This is a genomic window from Variovorax sp. J22R115, from assembly GCF_030317005.1.
Taxonomy (GTDB): domain Bacteria; phylum Pseudomonadota; class Gammaproteobacteria; order Burkholderiales; family Burkholderiaceae_C; genus Variovorax.
The window spans coordinates 1-18,790 of record NZ_JASZYM010000015.1 but is presented as its reverse complement, the minus strand read 5'-3'; the positions used below and the strand labels follow the sequence as shown (position 1 = coordinate 18,790).

The following is an 18,790-nucleotide window of genomic DNA, read 5'->3' as shown; positions in this document are numbered from 1 at the left end:
TACCCATGTTGCGCTTCTTGCTTACCCGCCTGGCGGGGGCGGTGGTGGTGCTCGCCATCGTCGCGGTGCTGGTCTTTGCGCTGACGCGCCTCGCTTCTGGCGACCCGGTCGCGCTGCTGCTCGGCGACCAGGCGACCACCGAGGACATCGCCCAGGCCCGCATCCAGTACGGTCTTGACAAGCCCTTGCCGACGCAGTTCGTGCTGTGGGTGGGCGAGCTGCTGCAGGGCAACCTGGGGCAATCGCTGTTTCTCCAGCGTCCGGTGGCGCAGGCGCTGATGGAGCGCGCCGAGCCGACGATGTTCCTCGCGCTGTTCGCCGTCAGCATCGCCGCGCTCATCGGCATCCCCGCCGGCATGGCGGCGGCCATCTGGCGCGGCAGCGCGGCGGACCAGGCCGTGAGCGGCGTGGCCATGCTCGGCGCCAGCATTCCGAGCTTCTGGCTCGGGCTGATCCTGATCCAGTTCTTCGCGGTCAAGCTCGGGTGGTTTCCGACCTCGGGCTATGGCGACCCCAGCGCTTCGCTGCATGAGCGGCTGCACCACCTGCTGCTGCCCGCGCTGGTGCTGGGCCTGTTGAACTCGGCGCTGATCATCCGCTTCACGCGCGCCTCCATGCTCGACATCCTTGGCGAGGATTACGTGCGCACCGCACGCGCCAAGGGCCTGCCGGAGCGCGTGATCATGGTCAAGCACGTCTTGCGCAATGCGCTGGTGCCGATCGTGACAGTGCTAGGCCTCACGCTCGCGCTGATGATCGGCGGCACGGTGGTGACGGAAACCGTGTTCAACCTGCCCGGCGTCGGCAATCTGGTGGTGCGCGCGGTGCTGCGGCGCGACTACCCGGTGATTCAGGGCACGCTGCTGGTCATCGCCGCGATCTACGTGTTCATCAATCTCGGCGTCGACTTCATCTACACGCTGGTCGATCCGCGCATCCGGCTGGAGTCGAAATGAAAGCGGCCGTCTTCTCCTTTTTCGGTGGCGCGATGCCGATCGCGCGCCGCCTGTTCTCGCGCAAGGTCGTGCTGGCCGCGGCGCTGGTGCTGCTGCTGGTGGTGGGCGTCGCGGTGATCTACCCGTGGATCTCGGATGCCGACCCGGGCGCCATCGAGATCAGCAACCGCCTGCATGCGCCCTCGTGGACGCACTGGGCCGGCACCGACGAACTCGGCCGTGACGTGATGCTGCGCATCGTGCACGGCGCACGCTACTCGTTGATGATCGGCTTCGTCACCGCGGCGGGCGCCGTGCTCTTCGGCACGCTGATGGGCATGCTGGCCGGCTTCTTCCGCAAGCTGGACGCCCCGCTGATGCGCGTGGTCGACGCGATGATGTCCTTCCCCGACATCCTGCTCGGCATCGCGCTGGTGTCGATCCTCGGCGTGTCGCTGTGGAACGTGATGCTGGCGCTGGTCATCGTCTACACACCGCGCGTGGCACGCGTGGTGCGCGCCACCACGCTCGTCCTGCGCGAGCTGCTCTTCGTCGATGCGGCACGCGCGCTCGGCGTGCGCACGCCGCGCATCCTGCGCAAGCACATCCTGCCGAACCTGATGTCGCCGATCCTCGTGCAGGTGACCTTCATCTTCGCGTACGCGATCCTGGCCGAAGCCGGTCTTTCATTCCTCGGCGTCGGCGTGCCGCCGGACATTCCGACCTGGGGCACCATGATCGCCGGCAGCCTCGAATATGCCGACAAGGCTTTCTGGACGATCTTCTGTCCGGGCCTCGCCATCGTGCTGACCGCGCTCTCGCTGCAGATGCTGGGCGATGGCGTTCGCGACCTGCTCGATCCCAAACTGAGGAAGGCCGCATGAACATCCACTCTGCAACGATCCCGCGTCTGGAGGTGCAAGGGTTGTCCACTTCCTTCGCCACCGAGACTGGCCGAATCCAGAGCGTGGCCGATGTGTCGTTCGCGATCCGGCCCGGAGAAACGCTCGCACTCGTGGGCGAATCGGGTTCGGGCAAGTCCGTCACCAGCCTGACGCTGATGGGCCTGCACGCGAAGACATCGCACGCACAGGTGCAGGGCGAGGCGTGGTTCGTGCGCCGTGACGGTCGCAGGGTGAACCTGCTCGAGATGCCCGAGGCCGAGAAGCGCGCACTGCGTGGAAACGAGCTGGGCATGATCTTCCAGGAGCCCATGACCAGCCTCAACCCGGTGCTGACCATCGGCGAGCAGATCGCGGAGTCGGTGCGGCTGCACCTCAAGATGGATCGCAAAGCTGGCTTCGCCCACGCGCAGCGCATGCTGGAACTGGTGGAGATCCCGGCCGCGGCGCAGCGGGTCCATGAGTATCCGCACCAGTTGTCCGGCGGCATGCGCCAGCGCGTGATGATCGCGCTCGCCATGGCCTGCAATCCGACATTGCTGATCGCCGACGAGCCGACCACCGCGCTCGATGTCACCATCCAGGCGCAGATCCTCGCGCTGATGGGCCGGCTGCAAAAGGAAACCGGCATGAGCATGCTGTTCGTCACGCACAACCTCGGTGTGGTGGCGCAGTACGCGGATGCGGTCGCCGTGATGTATGCGGGCCGCATCGTTGAATCAGCGCCCGTGCACGATCTCTTTGCGCGGCCGGAGCATCCCTATACGCGTGGTCTGCTGGCCTGCCTGCCGGGCGTCGCGCGACGTCGTGGTGCACCCCCCGCGATGGCCGGCAAGCGGCCGCAACTGGTAGCGATTCCAGGCCAGGTTTCGAGCCCGCTCGCGCCGCCTCCGGGCTGCGCCTTCGCGCCACGTTGCACATTCCGCCGCGGGCCCTGCGACGCTCAGATGCCTTTGCTCGAATCGGCAGGAGGCCAGCGCATGGTGCGCTGCATCGGTTTCATCGAGGAGAAGGCCGCATGACGACTTCGACGTTGGCGAGCGACAACCTGCTCGAGATCCGCAACCTGCGCAAGTACTTCGGCAAGGGCAGCCACCCGGTGCGCGCGGTGGACGACGTGAGCTTCACCATCCGCAAGGGCGAGACCCTCGGCCTGGTCGGCGAATCGGGCTCGGGCAAGAGCACCATCGGGCGCCTGCTCACGCGGCTGGTCGATCCGACCGACGGCCAGATGCTGTACCAGCCCGAGGGGTCGGATGCAGCGCCTCAGGATCTGGCGGGGTTGTCGCAGTCGCAGTTCCGGCCGCTGCGTTCCAAGGTGCAGATCATTTTTCAGGATCCCTACGCCAGCCTGAATCCGCGCATGCGGATTCGCGACGTGCTGGCGGAGGCGCTCGACACCCATGGCCTCGCCAAGGGCGCGGCGCGCAAGCCGCGCATCCAGCAGTTGCTGCAGCAGGTCGGCCTGCGTCCCGAACATGCCGATCGCTTTCCGCACGAATTCTCTGGCGGGCAGCGCCAGCGCATCGGCATCGCCCGCGCGCTGGCGGTGGAGCCGCAGTTCATCGTGGCCGACGAGCCCCTGTCGGCACTGGACGTGTCGATTCAGGCGCAGGTGGTCAACCTGCTGGGCGAGCTGAAGGAACAACTGGGCCTGACGCTGCTCTTCATCTCGCACGATCTCGACGTGGTGGAGTACCTGTGCGATCGCGTCGTGGTGCTGTACCTCGGCCGCGTGATGGAGATCGCGCCGACCCACTCGCTCTACACGCAACCGCAGCATCCGTACACTCGCGCGCTGCTGGCCGCGGCACCCATCCCCGATCCCGCACAGAGGCGCGTGGTGCCGCTGCTGCAGGGCGACCTGCCCAGCCCGGCGAACCCGCCTTCTGGCTGCGTCTTTCGCACCCGCTGCCCGCTCGCGGAGGAGCGCTGCGCCAGCGCCGACATGCAACTTCGCGAAGTGCAGCCCGGGCACTGGCATGCCTGCTGGCGAAACGACCTTTGATCTTTGCGCGACCGTGGCCCATCATCAAGAACATCCAACCGAGGGATACACATGACAGAAGAGTTCATCCTGGACCACCGCAGCAAGAGCTATCCGCTCGAGGCCGCACCATGCCGCGCGGCTGACATTGGCCAGAAGGGATGGAACGTGCTGGCGGACGACCTGTCGTATCCGCTGGCCGTCATTCGCCGCTCGGCGCTCGCTCACAACATCGCGTGGATGCAGGACTACGCGCGGCGAAAGGGCGTGACGCTGGCGCCGCACGGCAAGACCACCATGTCGCCCGAACTATTTGCGCAGCAGCTGGCCGGCGGCGCTTGGGGCCTGACCTTCGCGACCATCTACCAGCTCGCGGTGGGCGTGGAGGCAGGCACCCGTCGCGCCATCATCGCCAATCAGGTGATGTGCGATGCCGACCTCGACGGGCTGGACATGCTGCTGGCCGGGCACAACGACCTGCGCGTGTGGTTCCTGGTCGATTCGCTGGCGCAACTGGCGCTGGTCGAAGACTGGGCGCAGCGCCGGCAGTGCAAACGCTGCTTCGACGTGCTGATCGAGATCGGCATACCCGGCCAGCGAACCGGCTGTCGCACGCTGGAAGAAGCGCTCACGCTGGCCGCCGCCGTCTCGCGCTCGAAGGTGGTCCAACTTGGCGGCATCGAATGCTACGAAGGCGGTCTGGCGCGTTGCGACAGTGAGCATGACGCGCGCGAGGTCACTGCGCTGGTCAACCGTGTGCTCGAGGTCGCACGCGCCTGCGATGCCGAGAACCTCTTCTGTGACGACACCGTGATGCTGACGGCCGGCGGGTCGGCGGTGTTCGACCTCGTCGTGCCGCTGCTTCGCGCGCAAGGCCTCTCGCGGCCGGTGCGGGGTGTGCTGCGGTCGGGCTGCTACGTCACGCACGACAACGGCAACTACGCGCGCTTCCTGAAGCAGGTCGAGCAGCGCGAAGGGCTGGACGAGTCCCTGCGCGCAGCGCTGGAAGTCTGGGCGATGGTGCAGTCGGTACCGGAGCCGGGCTTGGCGCTGTTGACGTGCGGCCGCCGGGACATCTCCTACGACCTCGAAATGCCGATCCCGGTGCGCCACGCGCCGCGGGGCGAACGCACGGCCGCCGCTGTGCCTGCGGGCTGGACGATCAGTGCCCTCAACGACCAACATGCCTATCTGCGCTTCGACCCCGCCGGCCCGGTGCCGCAGGTCGGCGACCGCGTCGCGCTGGGCATCTCGCACCCTTGCACCACTTTCGACAAGTGGCGCTGGCTCGCGCTGGTCGAGGACGACGGGGCCGTGACCGGCGCCATCAGCACGCGCTTCTGAGGCTTTCGATGAACGACTCCGCAGCCCATCTCCTGCAGCGCTTGCGCGAGCGCATGGCCGAATTGCCGGCCGCGCAGCGCAGCGTCGTGCAATGCGTGCTCGAAGACCCGCGCGCCGCCGTCGCCGCCACCGTGGAGCAACTTGCGCAGCAAGCCGGTGTCTCGATGCCGACCATCGTTCGGACCTGCCGCAGCTTCGGCTTCGAGTCGGTGCGCGAATTCATGCTGGCGCTGGCACAGGATCTCGCGGTCACTGGCTCGTACCTGCACCGCAGCGTCCTCGCGGAAGACAGCGCGGGCGACGTCGCCAGCAAGATCATCCATGCGGCCGTGTCGTCGCTGACCGAACTGGGCCGTCGCATCGACGTCGCCGTGGTCGACGAAGTCGCGACACGGTTGGCCGCCGCGCGGCGCATCGATTGCTATTCGGTGGGGGCGGCGTCGACCTTCATGGCGAGCGAACTGCAGAGCCGCCTGTTCAGGCTCGGGTGCACGTCCAACGCCATCTTCGATGCGCACCAGCAACTGGTCTCGGCCAGCACGCTGGGACCCGACGGCGTGGCCTTCGTCATCTCGCACGTGGGGCGGATGCCCTACACGCTGGAGGCGGCGCGCTTCGCCCGCTCGCAAGGTGCCACGGTGGTGGCCCTCACGCAACCCGATACGCAGTTGGCCGAAATCGCGGACCTCGTGCTGGCCGTGTCGGTCCCGCAGGATGCGGTGATGCGCGTCGGCACCGAGGCCTACCTCGCGCACCTCGTGGTGATCGAGATCCTGATGGTGCGGCTTGCGCAGAAGCTCGGGCCGGTCGCAACGCGTGGGCTGCAGCAGTTCAAGCAACTGCTGCACAAGCACGGCTTCGACAGCGCCGAGTATTCGGGGGCCACGGAGACCAACGACGAGAGGCCATGACCATGCAAGACACTCAGCCCACGCTGCTCAAGGGCGGCCAGATCGTCGACGGCAGCGACAGCCCGGGCTGGCTCGGTGACGTACTGCTGGTCGGCGAGCGCATTGCGTCCGTTGCGGCGCCCGGCGCAACGCCGCCCGAATTGCTGGCGAGCCTTCGCGAACGCGGCACCGTGCAGGAGATCGATTGCACAGGTTTGGTCATCGCGCCCGGCTTCATCGACGTGCACACGCACGACGACGCCGCTGCCATCGAGAAGGCCGACATGCTGCCCAAGCTGTCCCAGGGCGTGACCACGGTGATCGTCGGCAACTGCGGCATCTCGCTCGCGCCGGTCGTGACGGATGCACCGCCGGCGCCGCTCTCGCTGCTGGGGCGTGGTCAGTTTCGCCACGCCACCATGCGCGCCTATGCCGATGCGGTGAATGCGGCGCGGCCCGGCGTCAACGTCGCGGCACTGCTCGGGCACACAGCGCTGCGCATGCGTCACATGCCCGTGTTGAACCGCGCTGCCAACGAGGCCGAGCGCGCTGCGATGGCCGCCGACATGCAGGAGGCCATGGATGCGGGCGCGCTGGGCTTGTCTTCGGGCGTGTTCTACGAGGAGGCCTATGCGGCTGACGTCGATGAACTCGTCGCAGTGGCCAGCGTGGCCGCGCGAAATGGCGGCGTGTATGCCACGCACATTCGAGACGAACTGGCCGGCATTCTTCCGGCCCTGCAGGAAGCCGCGCTGACTGCTCGCCAGTCCGGCCTCCCGCTCGTCATCTCGCACCACAAGTGCGCTGGCCCGGACAACTGGGGCCGCACGCGCGAGACCCTGCCGCTCATCGAAGAACTGGCGCGCAGCCAGGAGATCGGCATGGACGTGTACCCGTACACCGCCGGCTCCACCGTGCTGCGCGAGGATCTTGTCGACGGCATCATCGACATCCTCATCACCGGCAGCCAGCCCCATCCCGAGGTAGGCGGGCGTTACCTCGCAGACATCGCGGCGGAGTGGGGCATATCGCAAAAGGAAGCCGCGGTGCGCCTGAAGCCCGGCAACGCCTGTTACTTCCAGATGCGTGAAGACGACGTGCAGCGCGTGATGACGCACCCGCTCTCGATGATCGGCTCGGATGGCCTGCCGCACGACGAGAGGCCGCATCCGCGGCTGTGGGGCGCCTTTCCACGTGTGCTTGCGAGCTATTGGCGCGAAAAGGGATTGCTGCGGCTCGAACAGGCGATCCACAAGATGACGGGCATGTCGGCCGCGCGCTTTCGCATTGGCGAACGAGGGCTGATCAAGGCCGGCTACATGGCCGACGTGGTGCTGTTCGATCCGCTGCGCGTCAAGGATGGCGCGACCTTCGAGCAGCCGCGGCAGTTGAGCGAAGGGATCGAACGCGTATGGGTCAACGGTGTGTTGAGCTACACCGCCGAGGGCCGCGAGACAGGGGCACGCGCGGGTCGCTTCGTGGTGCGTGCGAAGGTGCCGGCGCTGCAGGGCTGATTGCGCAGCGCGCGAAAGCCCCCTGTTTTGCTGCGCCCTGACCATCAGGGTTTGTCCTGCCGGGCATCGAATTCAATCATCATATGATTTGAATTGGCAGCGCTGCAGACTGGCGTTGTTGAGTGGAGATTCAACCTCGAAGCCGGTTTAGCAGGAGACATTCCATGCCCCATTCGATGAACGCGAGGCGCCGGCGCATGCTGCAGGGCCTGGGTGCCGCGTCAATGCTGCCAGTGGCTTTCTCGGTGAGAGCCAATGACTTCCCGATCAAGCCCGTGGAGCTCGTGGTGCCTGCATCGGCCGGTGGCGGCACGGATGCACTGGCACGCGCGTTCTCGGAAGCCGCCAAGAAGCACTTTCCGCAGCCCATGGTCGTGAACGACAAGCCGGGCGCCAGCGGCGTGGTCGGCATGAGTGATGTGCTCAACGGCAAGCCAGACGGCTACAAGGTGAGCGTGGTGATCGCGGAACTCGTGATCCTTCCGCACCTCGGTCTTTCGAAGTTCACCTACGCGGACTTCCAGCCGGTTGCGCGCCTCAACGCCGACCCGTCAGCCATCACCGTGCGCACCGAGGCGCCATGGAACACCATCGAGGAATTCCTGGCCGCGGCCAAGGCCAAGCCCGGCGAGATGAAGGTCGGCAACTCCGGCAATGGTTCGATCTGGCACCTTGCTGCCGCGGGCCTGGAAGACAAGACCGGGGTCAAGTTCAACCATGTGCCCTACCAGGGCGCGGCGCCCGGTGTGGTGGCACTGCTCGGCGGCCACATCGATGCGGTCGCGGTGAGCCCCGGTGAGGTGGCGGCGCATGTGCAAGGCGGCAAGTTGAAGATGCTCGCCGTCATGTCCGACCAGCGACTGAAGGCCTTCGACAAGGTGCCGACCTTGAAGGAACGCAACATCGACCTGTCGATCGGCACGTGGCGCGGCCTTGCCGTGCACAAGGCCACGCCGCCCGACATCGTGACGACGCTGCGCACGGCCGCACGCAAGGCGGCCGAAGAGCCCATGCTTCGCGAACAGCTCGAGAAGCTCAACCTCGGCTTCGCGTACCTCGATGCCGAGGCCTTCGGGCAGGCCATGCAGCGCGACCACGAATACTTCAAGCAACTCGTGCAGAAGCTGGGGATCAAGGCATGAGCCAAACCAACACCGCCGAGCGGCCCGAGCTCCTGGTCGTCGCGCCACTGATGCCCTTTCTCATGGAAGCGCTGTGCCGCGAATACACCATTCATGACCGCATCCATGTGAGCGATCCTGCTGCGTTTGGCGGCGTCGCGCCGCGCATCCGCGGCGTGGTCGCCAACGGCGAGGCCAAGGTGCCTCGCGAGTTGATCGCGCAATTGCCGGCGCTCGAAGTGATCTCGGTGTTCGGCGTGGGCTACGACGGCGTCGATGTCGCCGCTGCGCACGAGCGCGGTGTTCCTGTGACGAACACGCCCGAAGTGCTGAACGACGACGTGGCGGACCTCGCCATCGGACTCATGATTGCGGTGGCACGGCGTATTCCGCAGGCCGATCGCTTCGTGCGTGCGAACGAGTGGCCAAACGGCCCGATCGCGCTGAGCCGCAAGGTCACGGGTGGTCGGCTCGGCGTGGTCGGCATGGGCCGTATCGGCCAGGCGATCGCGCATCGCGCTGCGGCCTTCAACATGGAGATTGCCTATACGGCACGCTCCCCGCGCCCGAACCTCAACTACACCTACTACCCCGATGCGGCCTCACTGGCGGCAGTCGTCGACTTCCTGATCGTGATCACGCCTGGCGGCGCGGGTACGCGCGGAATGATCGACGCTCGCGTGCTCAAGGCCCTCGGGCCCGACGGCTACCTCATCAACGTGGCGCGCGGCAGCGTCGTCGATCAACCGGCGCTGATCGATGCGTTGCGCAACGGCGTCATCGCCGGTGCCGGACTCGACGTCTTCGTGAACGAGCCCAACGTCCCCGAGGAACTGCGCGCCATGCTCAACGTGGTGCTGACCCCGCACATCGGAAGCGGAACGAAGCAGACGCGCGAAGCCATGGGCCAATTGACCTTCGATAATTTGCGCGCGCACTTTTCGGGCAAGCCCCTGCTCACGCCTGTGGACGCCTGAAGGCGCTGCATGACGAAGAACATCCACGGCCGAACGCTCGACCTGCTGGGGGAGGCGATCGTGTCGCACCGCTATGCCATCGGCATGCCGATGCCGGCAGAGCCCCTGCTGTGCGAGGAGTTCGGTGTCAGCCGGACGGTCGTGCGCGAGGCGGTGAAGTCGCTGGTCGCCAAGGGGTTGATCATCACGGGTCCCAAGGTCGGCACCCGTGTGCTGCCGGATGACCGGTGGAACTGGTTCGACCCCGACGTCATCACCTGGCAGGCCCGCGCCGGCCTCACGCCCGAGTTCCTTCGAGACCTGCAGGACTTGCGTCGTGCGGTCGAGCCCGCCGCCGTCAGGCTCGCCGCAGAGCGCGCGACCGCGGAGGACATCGAGGAGATCGAGGCGGCCTACGCCGGCATGAAGCACGCCGTGGAGTTTGGCGGCGACTACGTGACCTTCGACCTGCGCTTTCATCATGGCTTGTTGCGCGCCGCGCGCAACCGCATGCTCGCGCAGATGAGCAAGGCGCTGCACGCCTTGCTGCGAACCAGCTTCGAGATTTCCACCGTCAAGAAGGACGGCCCCGCGCAGTCGCTGCCCATGCACCGCGCTGTGCTCGACGCGGTGATCGCGCACAACCCGGCGCGGGCCGAGCGGGCCATCATCAAGCTCATCGATGGTGCGCGAGAGGACATCGAGGAGGTGATCGGTTCGCGCCGTCGCCTGCCGCGACTCAGCCGTCCACCGCCGCGTCTCAAGGCCGCGGCCTGACCGCGCCTGGCTATCCCGTTCCCAACCCTCCGCTCGGTCACCGAGCAATCCCGTCGCAAAAAAAAGGAGACAGAAGCATGAAACTCAAAGCACTCGTGATACCGACGTTGATGGCCCTCGGCCTCGCCGTCGCCGGCCAGGCTTCGGCACAGGAGAAGCTCACCGTCTGGTGGGTCAAGGGCTTCTACAAGGCGGAGGACGAAGCCTTGTTCGCGGCCATCAAGAAGTTCGAGGAGAAGCACAAGGGCGTCAAGGTCGAACTGTCGCAGTATCCAGTGCAGGACATGATCCCCAAGACCGTCTCGGCGCTCGATTCGGGCAGTCCGCCCGACGTGGCCTATGCCGACGTCTACGACTTCCAGGTCACGGGCAAGTGGGCCTTCGACGGCAAGCTGGAGGACATCAGCAGCGTGATCGGGCCGATGGCGTCGCGCTTCGCGCCCAACACGGTCGAGACCACGTTCCTCTACAACGACCAGACGAAATCGAAGGCCTACTACGCCTTCCCGATCAAGCAGCAGACGATGCACATCAACTACTGGATGGACATGCTGGCCGAGGCGGGATTCAAGGAGTCGGACATTCCGACCACGTGGAAGGAATACTGGTCGTTCTGGTGCGAGAAGGTGCAACCGGCCAGCCGTCAGAAGAGCGGCAAGCGCACCTTCGGCATGGGCATGCCGATGGGCGTGGATTCGAGCGACTCGTTCTATTCGTTCCTGACCTTCGCAGATGCGTACAACGTCAAGATGGTCAGCGATAGCGGCAAGCTGCTGGTCGACGACCCCGGCGTTCGTGCAGGCCTGATCGGCGCCATGACCGACTACGTCACGCCCTACCAGAAGGGCTGCACGCCGCCGTCGTCCACGAGCTGGAAGGATCCGGACAACAACGTCGCCTTTCATAACAAGACGACCGTGATGACGCATAACGCGACCATCTCGCTGCCGGCCAAGTGGCTCGACGATTCGAACAACGCCTCGCTCACGCCCGAGCAGCGCGAGGAAGCCAAGAAGAACTACTTCGAACGCATCCGAACGGCGGGCTTCCCGTCCAAGCCTGACGGCAGCAAGATGGTTTACCGCACGGCCGTGAAAACGGGCGTGGTGTTCAAGGACGGCAAGAACAAGCAGCGCGCGAAGGAGTTCGTGACTTTCCTGATGCAGGAGGAAAACCTCACGCCTTACGTCGAGGGTTCGCTGGGCCGCTGGTTCCCGGTGACCAAGGCGGGGCAGGCGAGCCCGTTCTGGCAGGCCGATTCACATCGCAAGTCGGTGTTCAACCAGTACGCGGCCGGCACGGTGACCTTCGAATTCACGAAGAACTACCGCTTCACCATCCTCAACAACGAAAACGTGTGGGCCAAGGCGATGAACCGCGTCGTGAGCGACAAGGTGCCAGTGGACAAGGCGGTCGACGAGATGATCGAGCGCATCAAGACGGTCGCACGTTGACCTGACGCGGCAGCCGACCATGAGTTCCACCGCAAGCGCCGTGACCGCGGCCGGCGCCGCCCCGACACCCGCCATCAAGCTCGGACGCTGGCAGTTCTGGGGACGACTGATGGTCGTTCCCTATCTGCTGGTGTTCGTGATCTTCGTGCTCTACCCGGTGTGCTACGGCCTCTGGCTGGCACGCCATCCGCAAAGCTACGTGCACCTGGTGGCCGATCCGATCTTCTTCAGGTCGGTCATCAACACGATCATCTTTCTCGTCGTCGCCATCAATGTGAAGATGCTGGTGGCGCTGGTGCTCTCGGGCTTCTTCGTGCAGTCGCGCTGGTGGATCAAGATCCTCGCGGGGATCTTCATCTTGCCGTGGGCGGTGCCGTCGATCCCGACCATCCTGTCGGTGCGCTTCATGCTCAACCCCGAGTGGGGCGTGATCAACAGCACCATCTTTCACCTGACCGGGCTCGATGGTCCGAACTGGCTCAACGACCCGACGCTGGCGCTGAGCTTCGCGATGCTGATGCACATCTGGAAGTCGCTGCCGTTCTGGACGCTGATCCTGGTGGCCGGCCGGCTGTCTATCCCGACCGAGCAGTACGAGGCCGCGTCCGTCGATGGGGCGAGCTCGTGGCAGAAGTTCAAGTTCATCAGCTGGCCGGCGCTGCGCACGCTGTACGTCACGTCGCTGATCCTGTCGATGATCTGGACGCTCGGTGACTTCAACAGCGTCTATCTGTTGACCGGTGGTGGCCCGGCCGACCTGACGCACGTGCTCGCGACGCTGGGCATCCGGTACTTGCGGCTCGACCAGGTCGATCTGTCGATGGCGTCGATCGTGGTGGCGTTGCCACTCATCTTGCCCCTCGTGTACTTCATGATGAAGAGGCTCTCGAAATGAAGCGCTGGACCTTGAAGTCCGTCGGCAACGAGGCCAAGCTCCTGCTGATCGGCATCCCCGTGCTGCTGTGGACGATCATCCCCGTCTATCACATGGTGTTGTTCGCGATCTCGCCGCGCGGCGAAGCGACGAGCGGGCGCCTGTGGCCCAAGTCGCCGACGCTGGACAATTTCAGCACCGTCTTCCATCAGAGGCACTTCTATCTCGACCACTTCTGGGTGCAGCTTGGCAACTCGGTGCTGATCGCCGTCGCGGTCGGGGCGATCACTTTGTTCGTCGCGACCACGGCAGCTTTCGCGATCAGCCGCCTGCGCCTGCGGGGAGGCCGCACCGTGATGAACATGGCGCTCTTCACCTACTTCATCCCCGCGGCCTTCCTCGCGGTGCCGATGTACAAGACCATGGGCAACTATGGACTGCTCAACAGCCAGTGGTCGCTGATCCTCGCGATGGTGACCATCGCGTCTCCGTACTGCATCTGGGTGCTCAAGCAGGCTTCGGACAAGCTCCCGTATGAACTCGACGAAGCTGCGCGCATGGATGGCGCGTCGCCGCTGCAACTGTTCCGCCTGGTGTACCTGCCGCTGATGGTGCCCTCGCTGGTCGCGGTCGGCACCTATGCGCTGCTGCTGGCGTGGAACGAATACCTCTATGCCTTCCTGCTGCTGTCGAATGACCGCAGCGTGACGCTCGCGGTGGCGCTCGGCAATTTCCTCGCGGCAGACGATTCGCCATGGGAACTGCTCATGGCCACGGGCCTGATCTATGCGCTGCCGCCCGCGGCGATCTACTACACCTTCAAGCGCTACATGGTCGGTGGCATCACCGCCGGCGCGGTCAAGAGCTAAGGGAGAAAGAACAAAATGGCTTCAGTCACTTTTCAGAACGTCCAGAAGTCCTACGGCAAGACGCAGATCATCGAGCGGCTCGGCTTCGAGATCGAGGACGGCGAATTCGTCGTGCTGGTCGGGCCCTCGGGCTGCGGCAAGTCCACGTTGCTGCGCATGCTCGCGGGCCTGGAGGACATCACCGGCGGCGAGATCATGATCGACGGCCGTGTGGTCAACGAACTCGAATCGAAGGACCGCGACATCGCGATGGTGTTCCAGAGCTACGCGCTCTATCCGCACATGACGGTGGGCGAGAACATGGGCTTCAGCCTCCGCCTGCGCAATGCCGACAAAGGCGTGACGGAGAAGCGAGTGGCGGACGCGGCGAAGATCCTCAATCTCGACAAGCTGCTCGGACGCTATCCGCGCGAACTCTCCGGCGGGCAGCGTCAGCGTGTCGCGATGGGGCGGGCCATCGTGCGTGACCCCAAGGTGTTCCTCTTCGACGAGCCCCTTTCGAATCTGGATGCGAAGTTGCGTGTCGCAATGCGCGCGGAGATCAAGGCGCTGCACCAACGCCTGAAGACCACCACGGTGTACGTCACGCACGACCAGATCGAGGCCATGACCATGGCCGACCGTATCGTGGTCATGCACGACGGCGCGGTCGAGCAGATCGGCACGCCGCTGGAACTCTATGACCGGCCGGACAACCTGTTCGTTGCCCAATTCATCGGCTCACCGTCGATGAACGTGATCGAGGGATCGGTGAAGCGGAGCAACGGAAGCTGCGCCGTCGAGGCCCAGGGCGCACTGTGGCCTGTGCCGGCCGGCACGGCCGTGGCGGAGGGGAAGGCAGTGCACTACGGTGTTCGACCGGGCGACATCACGTTGTCGGATGCCGCCAATGGCGTACCGGCCAAGGTCATCGTGGTCGAGCCGACGGGCGCGGAGACGGAACTGCTGGTCGAGGTCGGGGAAGCCCAGATCACGCTCGCGGTGCACGGGCGGGTGGACGCGCAGCCCGACCAGATGGTCGGGCTCGTGATTGCCAGTGAGAGCGTGCATTTGTTCGACCGACAAAGTGGCCAGCGGTTGAGCTGATCGAAAAAGAAAAAAGGGCGCCGAAGCACCCTTTGTTTGCCGGATGGTCGTGTTCTCAGCGACCGAACGAGCGGCCACCGCCGCCACCGTAGCCGCCACCGCCGCCACCGTAGCCGCCGCCGGAGCGACCGCCACCCGAACGGCCACCACCGCCACCGCCGGAACGGTTACCGCCGTAGCCACCGCCGCCGCCACTGCGACGACCGCGACCGCTGCCGAGGCTGTCGACGCTAGTGCGCAACGGATCGGGCTGGCCCGCACCGCCTGCCACCGCTTCAGCGCGCAGGTGCGCGACTGCATCGGCTTGCGTCGGGCTGTGGCTGTTGCCGTGATGACGCGGCTGGCGCTCTTCGTGCGGCAGGTGGTCGTGATGATGGTGATGCACCGGTGCATGGTGCGGCGCCCGCGCCGGTCCTTGCGATCCGCGTGCCGGACCCTGGCCGCGACCACCCTGGCCACGCTGGCCCTGGCCGCCGCCATTGGCACTGCGACCTGCCGGTGCGCCCTGGCCCTGGCCGTTGCCACCGCGACGCTGGCCGCCGCCGTTGCCGCCATTTCCACCGCCGCCACCAGCGCGTTCGCCTTGGCCGGCCTTGTTCTCGCGGATGCGCTGCATCATTTCCTGGCGCGCGGCCTTGGCTGCGGCCTGCATCACGTCACGGCTCGGCGGACGACCGGCGCCGCCCCAAATGGTCTGGCGGCCCATAGCGATGGGCTCGGCGCGTTCGCCTTCCTCGGGGCCGAAGCCGTCGATGGTCTTGACAGGGATCTGCTGCTTGGTGAAGCGCTCGATCTCCTGCATGAAGCCTTCCTCATCCAGGCAGACCAGGCTCACGGCCTCGCCGCTCGCGCCGGCCCGACCGGTGCGGCCGATGCGGTGCACGTAGTCTTCGCTGACGTTCGGGATCTCGTAGTTCACGACGTGCGGCAACTCGTCGATGTCGATGCCGCGTGCGGCGATGTCGGTCGCGACCAGCGCGCGGATATCACCGCTCTTGAAGCCGGCCAGCGCCTGCGTCCGGGCGCTCTGGCTCTTGTTGCCGTGCAGCGCCATCGCTTCGATGCCGTTCTTGGTCAGGAACTCGGCCACGCTGTTGGCGCCGAACTTGGTGCGGGTGAACACCAGCACCTGGCTCCAGTTGTGCTCGTTGATGATGTGCGCGAGCAGTGCCTTCTTCTTGCCGCGGCCGACCGGGTGGATCACCTGCGAGATGCGCTGCACCGTGGTGTTGCGCGGCGTGACCTGGATGCTTTGCGGATTCTTCAGCAGCGTGGCCGCGAGATCGCGGATCTCGTCGCTGAAGGTGGCCGAGAACAGCAGGCTCTGCTTTTCCTTCGGCACCAGCGCGAGAATCTTCTTCACGTCGTGGATGAAGCCCATGTCAAGCATGCGGTCAGCTTCGTCGAGCACCAGCATCTGCACGGTGGAGAGGTCGAGCATGCCTTGCTGCTGCAGATCGAGCAGGCGGCCGGGCGTGGCCACGAGGATGTCGACGCCGCTCTTGAGTTTGCTGATCTGCGGATTCATGCCGACGCCGCCGAAGATCACGGTCGATGTCAGTTGCAGGTACTTGCCGTAGGTGCGGACCGATTCCTCGACCTGGGCCGCGAGTTCGCGCGTGGGGGTCAGCACCAGGGCGCGAACGCCGGTGCCGCCGAACTTGTTGGTGGCGCTGCGGCTCATGGTGAGCTTGTGCAGCAGCGGGAGGGTGAAGGCAGCGGTCTTGCCGGTGCCGGTCTGGGCGCCGCCCAGAAGGTCGTGGCCGTCGAGCACGGCCGGAATGGCCTGGGCCTGGATCGGCGTGGGAGTTTCGTAGCCCTGCTCATGCACGGCCTTCAAGATGGCCGGGGCCAGCTTCAGTTCATCAAAGTTCATTGAGTTCAATAAGCGCCCTACACGGCGCAGTGGTATCCACCCGCTCGGGCGTCAAGTTGGACGTCGAGCCAGTAAGGGCGGATGAGGTCAGGAGTGGGAGCCGGAAGGCCCGCCCCTGTCGAGGGAATTGGCCTTCTTCGTCCCCGGCGGAGAGCCGGCGTTGCGGGCAACTGGACCCGGCAACAGACGATATTGTCGCATGAGTCGATAATCCACGGTTTGCCGCGTCCGGTTCCGGGCGTTTGCGCAACCCCTCCCACCTCTCTGAACGCAAGCAATCTGATGGCCCAGTACGTCTACACCATGAACAAGGTCAGCAAGACCGTGCCGCCCAAGCGGCAGATCTTGAAGGACATTTCGCTCTCCTTTTTCCCCGGCGCCAAGATCGGCGTGCTGGGCCTGAATGGTTCCGGCAAGTCGTCGCTGCTGAAGATCATGGCCGGCATCGACAAGGAAATCGAAGGCGAGGCGCTGCCAATGCCCGGTCTCACGATCGGCTACCTGGAGCAGGAGCCCAAGCTGAACGCGGCGCACACCGTGCGTGAATCCGTCGAGGAGGCGATGGGTGCGGTCTACGCGGCCAAGGCACGCCTCGAAGAGGTGTACGTGGCCTACGGCGCCGAAGACGCCGACTTCGATGCGCTCGCGGCCGAGCAGGCCGAACTCGAAGCCATCATTGCCACCGCCGGCACCGACTCCGAGCATCAGCTCGAAATCGCCGCCGACGCGCTGCGCCTGCCGCCGTGGGAAGCCAACATCGGCGTGCTGTCGGGCGGCGAAAAGCGCCGTGTCGCGCTGTGCCGCCTGCTGTTGAGCAAGCCCGACATGCTGCTGCTCGACGAACCGACCAACCACCTGGACGCCGAATCGGTCGAATGGCTCGAAGTGTTCCTGCAGCGCTTTCCGGGCACCGTGGTGGCCATCACCCACGATCGCTACTTCCTCGACAACGCCGCCGAGTGGATTCTCGAACTGGACCGCGGCCGCGGCATTCCATGGAAGGGCAACTACAGCACCTGGCTCGAGCAGAAGGGCGAACGCCTGGCGCAGGAGCAGAAGAGCGAGGAAGCCCACGCCAAGGCCCTGAAGAAGGAACTCGAATGGTCGCGCCAGAACCCCAAGGCGCGTCAGGCCAAGAGCAAGTCGCGCCTGGCCCGCTTCGAGGAACTGAGCGATTTCGAATACCAGAGGCGCAACGAAACGCAGGAAATCTTCATCCCCGTGGCGGAGCGCCTGGGCAACCAGGTGTTCGAATTCAAGAACGTCAGCAAGTCCTTCGGCGACCGGTTGCTGATCGACAACCTCAGCTTCGAGGTCCCCGCGGGCGCGATCGTCGGCATCATCGGCCCGAACGGCGCCGGCAAGTCGACGCTGTTCAAGCTCATCGCCGGCAAGGAGAAGCCGGACAGCGGTGACGTGGTGGTCGGCCAGACGGTCAAGATGGCCTTCGTCGACCAGACCCGCGACGCGCTCGCGAATGAGAAGACCGTGTGGGAAGACATCTCGAACGGCCTCGACATCATCAACGTGGGCAAGTTCCAGATGGCGAGCCGGGCCTATGCCGGACGCTTCAACTTCAACGGCGCCGACCAGCAGAAGAAGGTCGGCACGCTGTCCGGCGGTGAACGCGGCCGCCTGCACCTCGCCAAGACCCTCATCGCGGGCGGCAACGTGCTGATGCTCGACGAACCGTCGAACGACCTGGACGTCGAAACGCTGCGTGCGCTGGAAGACGCGCTGCTCGAGTTCGCGGGCTCCGTGCTGGTCATCAGCCATGACCGCTGGTTCCTCGACCGTATCGCGACGCACATCCTGGCGGCCGAAGGTGACAGCCAGTGGACCTTCTTCAACGGCAACTACCAGGAGTACGAAGCCGACAAGAAGAAGCGCCTGGGCGAAGAGGGCGCCAAGCCGCACCGGATGCGTTTCAAGGCGCTGAAGTAACAGAGGGCTAGTTGTGAAGCGTCAAGAGGTTATTTCTTGACTTGTTGAGTCTGGTCATGGGAGCAACGCCTCCTATGCCCTGGTGCGGGCGGTGCCAGTTGTAGTGATGCAGCCAGTGATCCAGCGCTTGAGTTCGCTCGCTGGAGTTCTGGTAGGTAAAGCCATAGGCCCATTCGCGCAGCGCCGACTGGATGAACCGCTCGGCCTTGCCATTGGTCTGCGGCCTATAGGGCCGAGTAAAGCGATGGCGGATGCCCAACT

General features: G+C 65.4%; 17 protein-coding genes. 15 read left to right on the top strand and 2 right to left on the bottom strand.

The features are described 5' to 3' along the window. Window positions 1-5 precede the first annotated feature (5 nt). The 14 genes from QTI04_RS24915 (at window position 6) to QTI04_RS24850 (ending at window position 14,709) form a co-directional block, all read left to right on the top strand. The gene (locus QTI04_RS24915; RefSeq protein ID WP_286566874.1) at window positions 6-956 is read left to right on the top strand and encodes an ABC transporter permease; all 951 of its coding nucleotides are present in this window, start codon (window positions 6-8) and stop codon (window positions 954-956) included. Next, a complete protein-coding gene (locus QTI04_RS24910) occupies window positions 953-1,819 on the top strand; it encodes an ABC transporter permease (RefSeq protein ID WP_286604274.1) in 867 nt (288 codons plus the stop codon). Before QTI04_RS24915 ends, QTI04_RS24910 begins: the two co-directional genes overlap by 4 nt. Further along, window positions 1,816-2,859, top strand: a complete 1,044-nt coding sequence (locus tag QTI04_RS24905; RefSeq protein WP_286617910.1) for an ABC transporter ATP-binding protein — start codon at window positions 1,816-1,818, stop codon at window positions 2,857-2,859. Before QTI04_RS24910 ends, QTI04_RS24905 begins: the two co-directional genes overlap by 4 nt. Further along, window positions 2,856-3,845 carry an ABC transporter ATP-binding protein gene (locus QTI04_RS24900; protein ID WP_286617909.1) on the top strand — a complete coding sequence of 330 codons (990 nt, stop codon included), beginning with the start codon at window positions 2,856-2,858 and terminating at the stop codon, window positions 3,843-3,845. Before QTI04_RS24905 ends, QTI04_RS24900 begins: the two co-directional genes overlap by 4 nt. 51 nt (window positions 3,846-3,896) lie before the next feature. Next, a complete protein-coding gene (locus tag QTI04_RS24895; protein ID WP_286604277.1) occupies window positions 3,897-5,168 on the top strand; it encodes an amino acid deaminase in 1,272 nt (423 codons plus the stop codon). Window positions 5,169-5,176: 8 nt separating this feature from the next. Further along, window positions 5,177-6,079, top strand: a complete 903-nt coding sequence (locus tag QTI04_RS24890) for a MurR/RpiR family transcriptional regulator (RefSeq protein ID WP_286617908.1) — start codon at window positions 5,177-5,179, stop codon at window positions 6,077-6,079. A gap of 2 nt (window positions 6,080-6,081) precedes the next feature. Beyond that, window positions 6,082-7,572, top strand: coding sequence for an amidohydrolase family protein (locus QTI04_RS24885; RefSeq protein WP_286618032.1), 1,491 nt, complete (start codon window positions 6,082-6,084; stop codon window positions 7,570-7,572). Window positions 7,573-7,796: 224 nt separating this feature from the next. Next, complete coding sequence (locus tag QTI04_RS24880; protein ID WP_286618031.1) at window positions 7,797-8,714, top strand: tripartite tricarboxylate transporter substrate binding protein; 918 nt, start codon at window positions 7,797-7,799, stop codon at window positions 8,712-8,714. Further along, complete coding sequence (locus QTI04_RS24875; protein WP_286617907.1) at window positions 8,711-9,670, top strand: 2-hydroxyacid dehydrogenase; 960 nt, start codon at window positions 8,711-8,713, stop codon at window positions 9,668-9,670. Before QTI04_RS24880 ends, QTI04_RS24875 begins: the two co-directional genes overlap by 4 nt. A 9-nt stretch (window positions 9,671-9,679) precedes the next feature. Continuing rightward, window positions 9,680-10,426, top strand: a complete 747-nt coding sequence (locus QTI04_RS24870; protein WP_286604280.1) for a FadR/GntR family transcriptional regulator — start codon at window positions 9,680-9,682, stop codon at window positions 10,424-10,426. Window positions 10,427-10,503: 77 nt separating this feature from the next. Beyond that, window positions 10,504-11,880, top strand: a complete 1,377-nt coding sequence (locus QTI04_RS24865) for an ABC transporter substrate-binding protein (protein ID WP_286617906.1) — start codon at window positions 10,504-10,506, stop codon at window positions 11,878-11,880. A 19-nt stretch (window positions 11,881-11,899) separates the two neighbouring features. Beyond that, on the top strand, window positions 11,900-12,775 hold the full coding sequence (locus tag QTI04_RS24860) for a carbohydrate ABC transporter permease (protein WP_286604282.1): 876 nt from the start codon (window positions 11,900-11,902) through the stop codon (window positions 12,773-12,775). Next, a complete protein-coding gene (locus QTI04_RS24855) occupies window positions 12,772-13,623 on the top strand; it encodes a carbohydrate ABC transporter permease (RefSeq protein WP_286604283.1) in 852 nt (283 codons plus the stop codon). Before QTI04_RS24860 ends, QTI04_RS24855 begins: the two co-directional genes overlap by 4 nt. Before the next feature lie 15 nt (window positions 13,624-13,638). Beyond that, window positions 13,639-14,709, top strand: a complete 1,071-nt coding sequence (locus tag QTI04_RS24850; RefSeq protein WP_286604284.1) for an ABC transporter ATP-binding protein — start codon at window positions 13,639-13,641, stop codon at window positions 14,707-14,709. A 55-nt stretch (window positions 14,710-14,764) separates the two neighbouring features. Here QTI04_RS24850 and QTI04_RS24845 read toward each other — a convergent pair whose 3' ends face one another. Further along, window positions 14,765-16,585: a DEAD/DEAH box helicase gene (locus tag QTI04_RS24845; RefSeq protein ID WP_286617905.1), complete on the bottom strand. Its 1,821-nt coding sequence runs from the start codon at window positions 16,583-16,585 to the stop codon at window positions 14,765-14,767. A gap of 282 nt (window positions 16,586-16,867) precedes the next feature. On the opposite strand from QTI04_RS24845, the gene ettA reads away from it, so the two are divergent. Beyond that, window positions 16,868-18,529 carry an energy-dependent translational throttle protein EttA gene (gene ettA, locus QTI04_RS24840; RefSeq protein WP_286604286.1) on the top strand — a complete coding sequence of 554 codons (1,662 nt, stop codon included), beginning with the start codon at window positions 16,868-16,870 and terminating at the stop codon, window positions 18,527-18,529. A gap of 7 nt (window positions 18,530-18,536) precedes the next feature. On the opposite strand, the gene QTI04_RS24835 is transcribed toward ettA, so the two are convergent. Beyond that, the coding region (locus QTI04_RS24835; protein ID WP_286617904.1) for an integrase core domain-containing protein at window positions 18,537-18,790 on the bottom strand (254 nt) is incomplete at its 5' end.

Excerpts from the sequence above, each read along its gene's own strand:
- QTI04_RS24905 (WP_286617910.1), top strand. The coding sequence starts at position 1,816 with ATGAACATCCACTCTGCAACGATCCCGCGTCTGGAGGTGCAAGGGTTG.
- QTI04_RS24860 (WP_286604282.1), top strand. The coding sequence starts at position 11,900 with ATGAGTTCCACCGCAAGCGCCGTGACCGCGGCCGGCGCCGCCCCGACA.
- QTI04_RS24865 (WP_286617906.1), top strand. The coding sequence starts at position 10,504 with ATGAAACTCAAAGCACTCGTGATACCGACGTTGATGGCCCTCGGCCTC.
- QTI04_RS24890 (WP_286617908.1), top strand. The coding sequence starts at position 5,177 with ATGAACGACTCCGCAGCCCATCTCCTGCAGCGCTTGCGCGAGCGCATG.
- QTI04_RS24855 (WP_286604283.1), top strand. The coding sequence starts at position 12,772 with ATGAAGCGCTGGACCTTGAAGTCCGTCGGCAACGAGGCCAAGCTCCTG.
- QTI04_RS24850 (WP_286604284.1), top strand. The coding sequence starts at position 13,639 with ATGGCTTCAGTCACTTTTCAGAACGTCCAGAAGTCCTACGGCAAGACG.
- QTI04_RS24910 (WP_286604274.1), top strand. The coding sequence starts at position 953 with ATGAAAGCGGCCGTCTTCTCCTTTTTCGGTGGCGCGATGCCGATCGCG.
- QTI04_RS24875 (WP_286617907.1), top strand. The coding sequence starts at position 8,711 with ATGAGCCAAACCAACACCGCCGAGCGGCCCGAGCTCCTGGTCGTCGCG.
- QTI04_RS24915 (WP_286566874.1), top strand. The coding sequence starts at position 6 with ATGTTGCGCTTCTTGCTTACCCGCCTGGCGGGGGCGGTGGTGGTGCTC.
- QTI04_RS24845 (WP_286617905.1), bottom strand. The coding sequence starts at position 16,585 with ATGAACTTTGATGAACTGAAGCTGGCCCCGGCCATCTTGAAGGCCGTG.
- QTI04_RS24880 (WP_286618031.1), top strand. The coding sequence starts at position 7,797 with ATGCTGCCAGTGGCTTTCTCGGTGAGAGCCAATGACTTCCCGATCAAG.
- QTI04_RS24885 (WP_286618032.1), top strand. The coding sequence starts at position 6,082 with ATGCAAGACACTCAGCCCACGCTGCTCAAGGGCGGCCAGATCGTCGAC.
- QTI04_RS24900 (WP_286617909.1), top strand. The coding sequence starts at position 2,856 with ATGACGACTTCGACGTTGGCGAGCGACAACCTGCTCGAGATCCGCAAC.
- ettA (WP_286604286.1), top strand. The coding sequence starts at position 16,868 with ATGGCCCAGTACGTCTACACCATGAACAAGGTCAGCAAGACCGTGCCG.
- QTI04_RS24870 (WP_286604280.1), top strand. The coding sequence starts at position 9,680 with ATGACGAAGAACATCCACGGCCGAACGCTCGACCTGCTGGGGGAGGCG.
- QTI04_RS24895 (WP_286604277.1), top strand. The coding sequence starts at position 3,897 with ATGACAGAAGAGTTCATCCTGGACCACCGCAGCAAGAGCTATCCGCTC.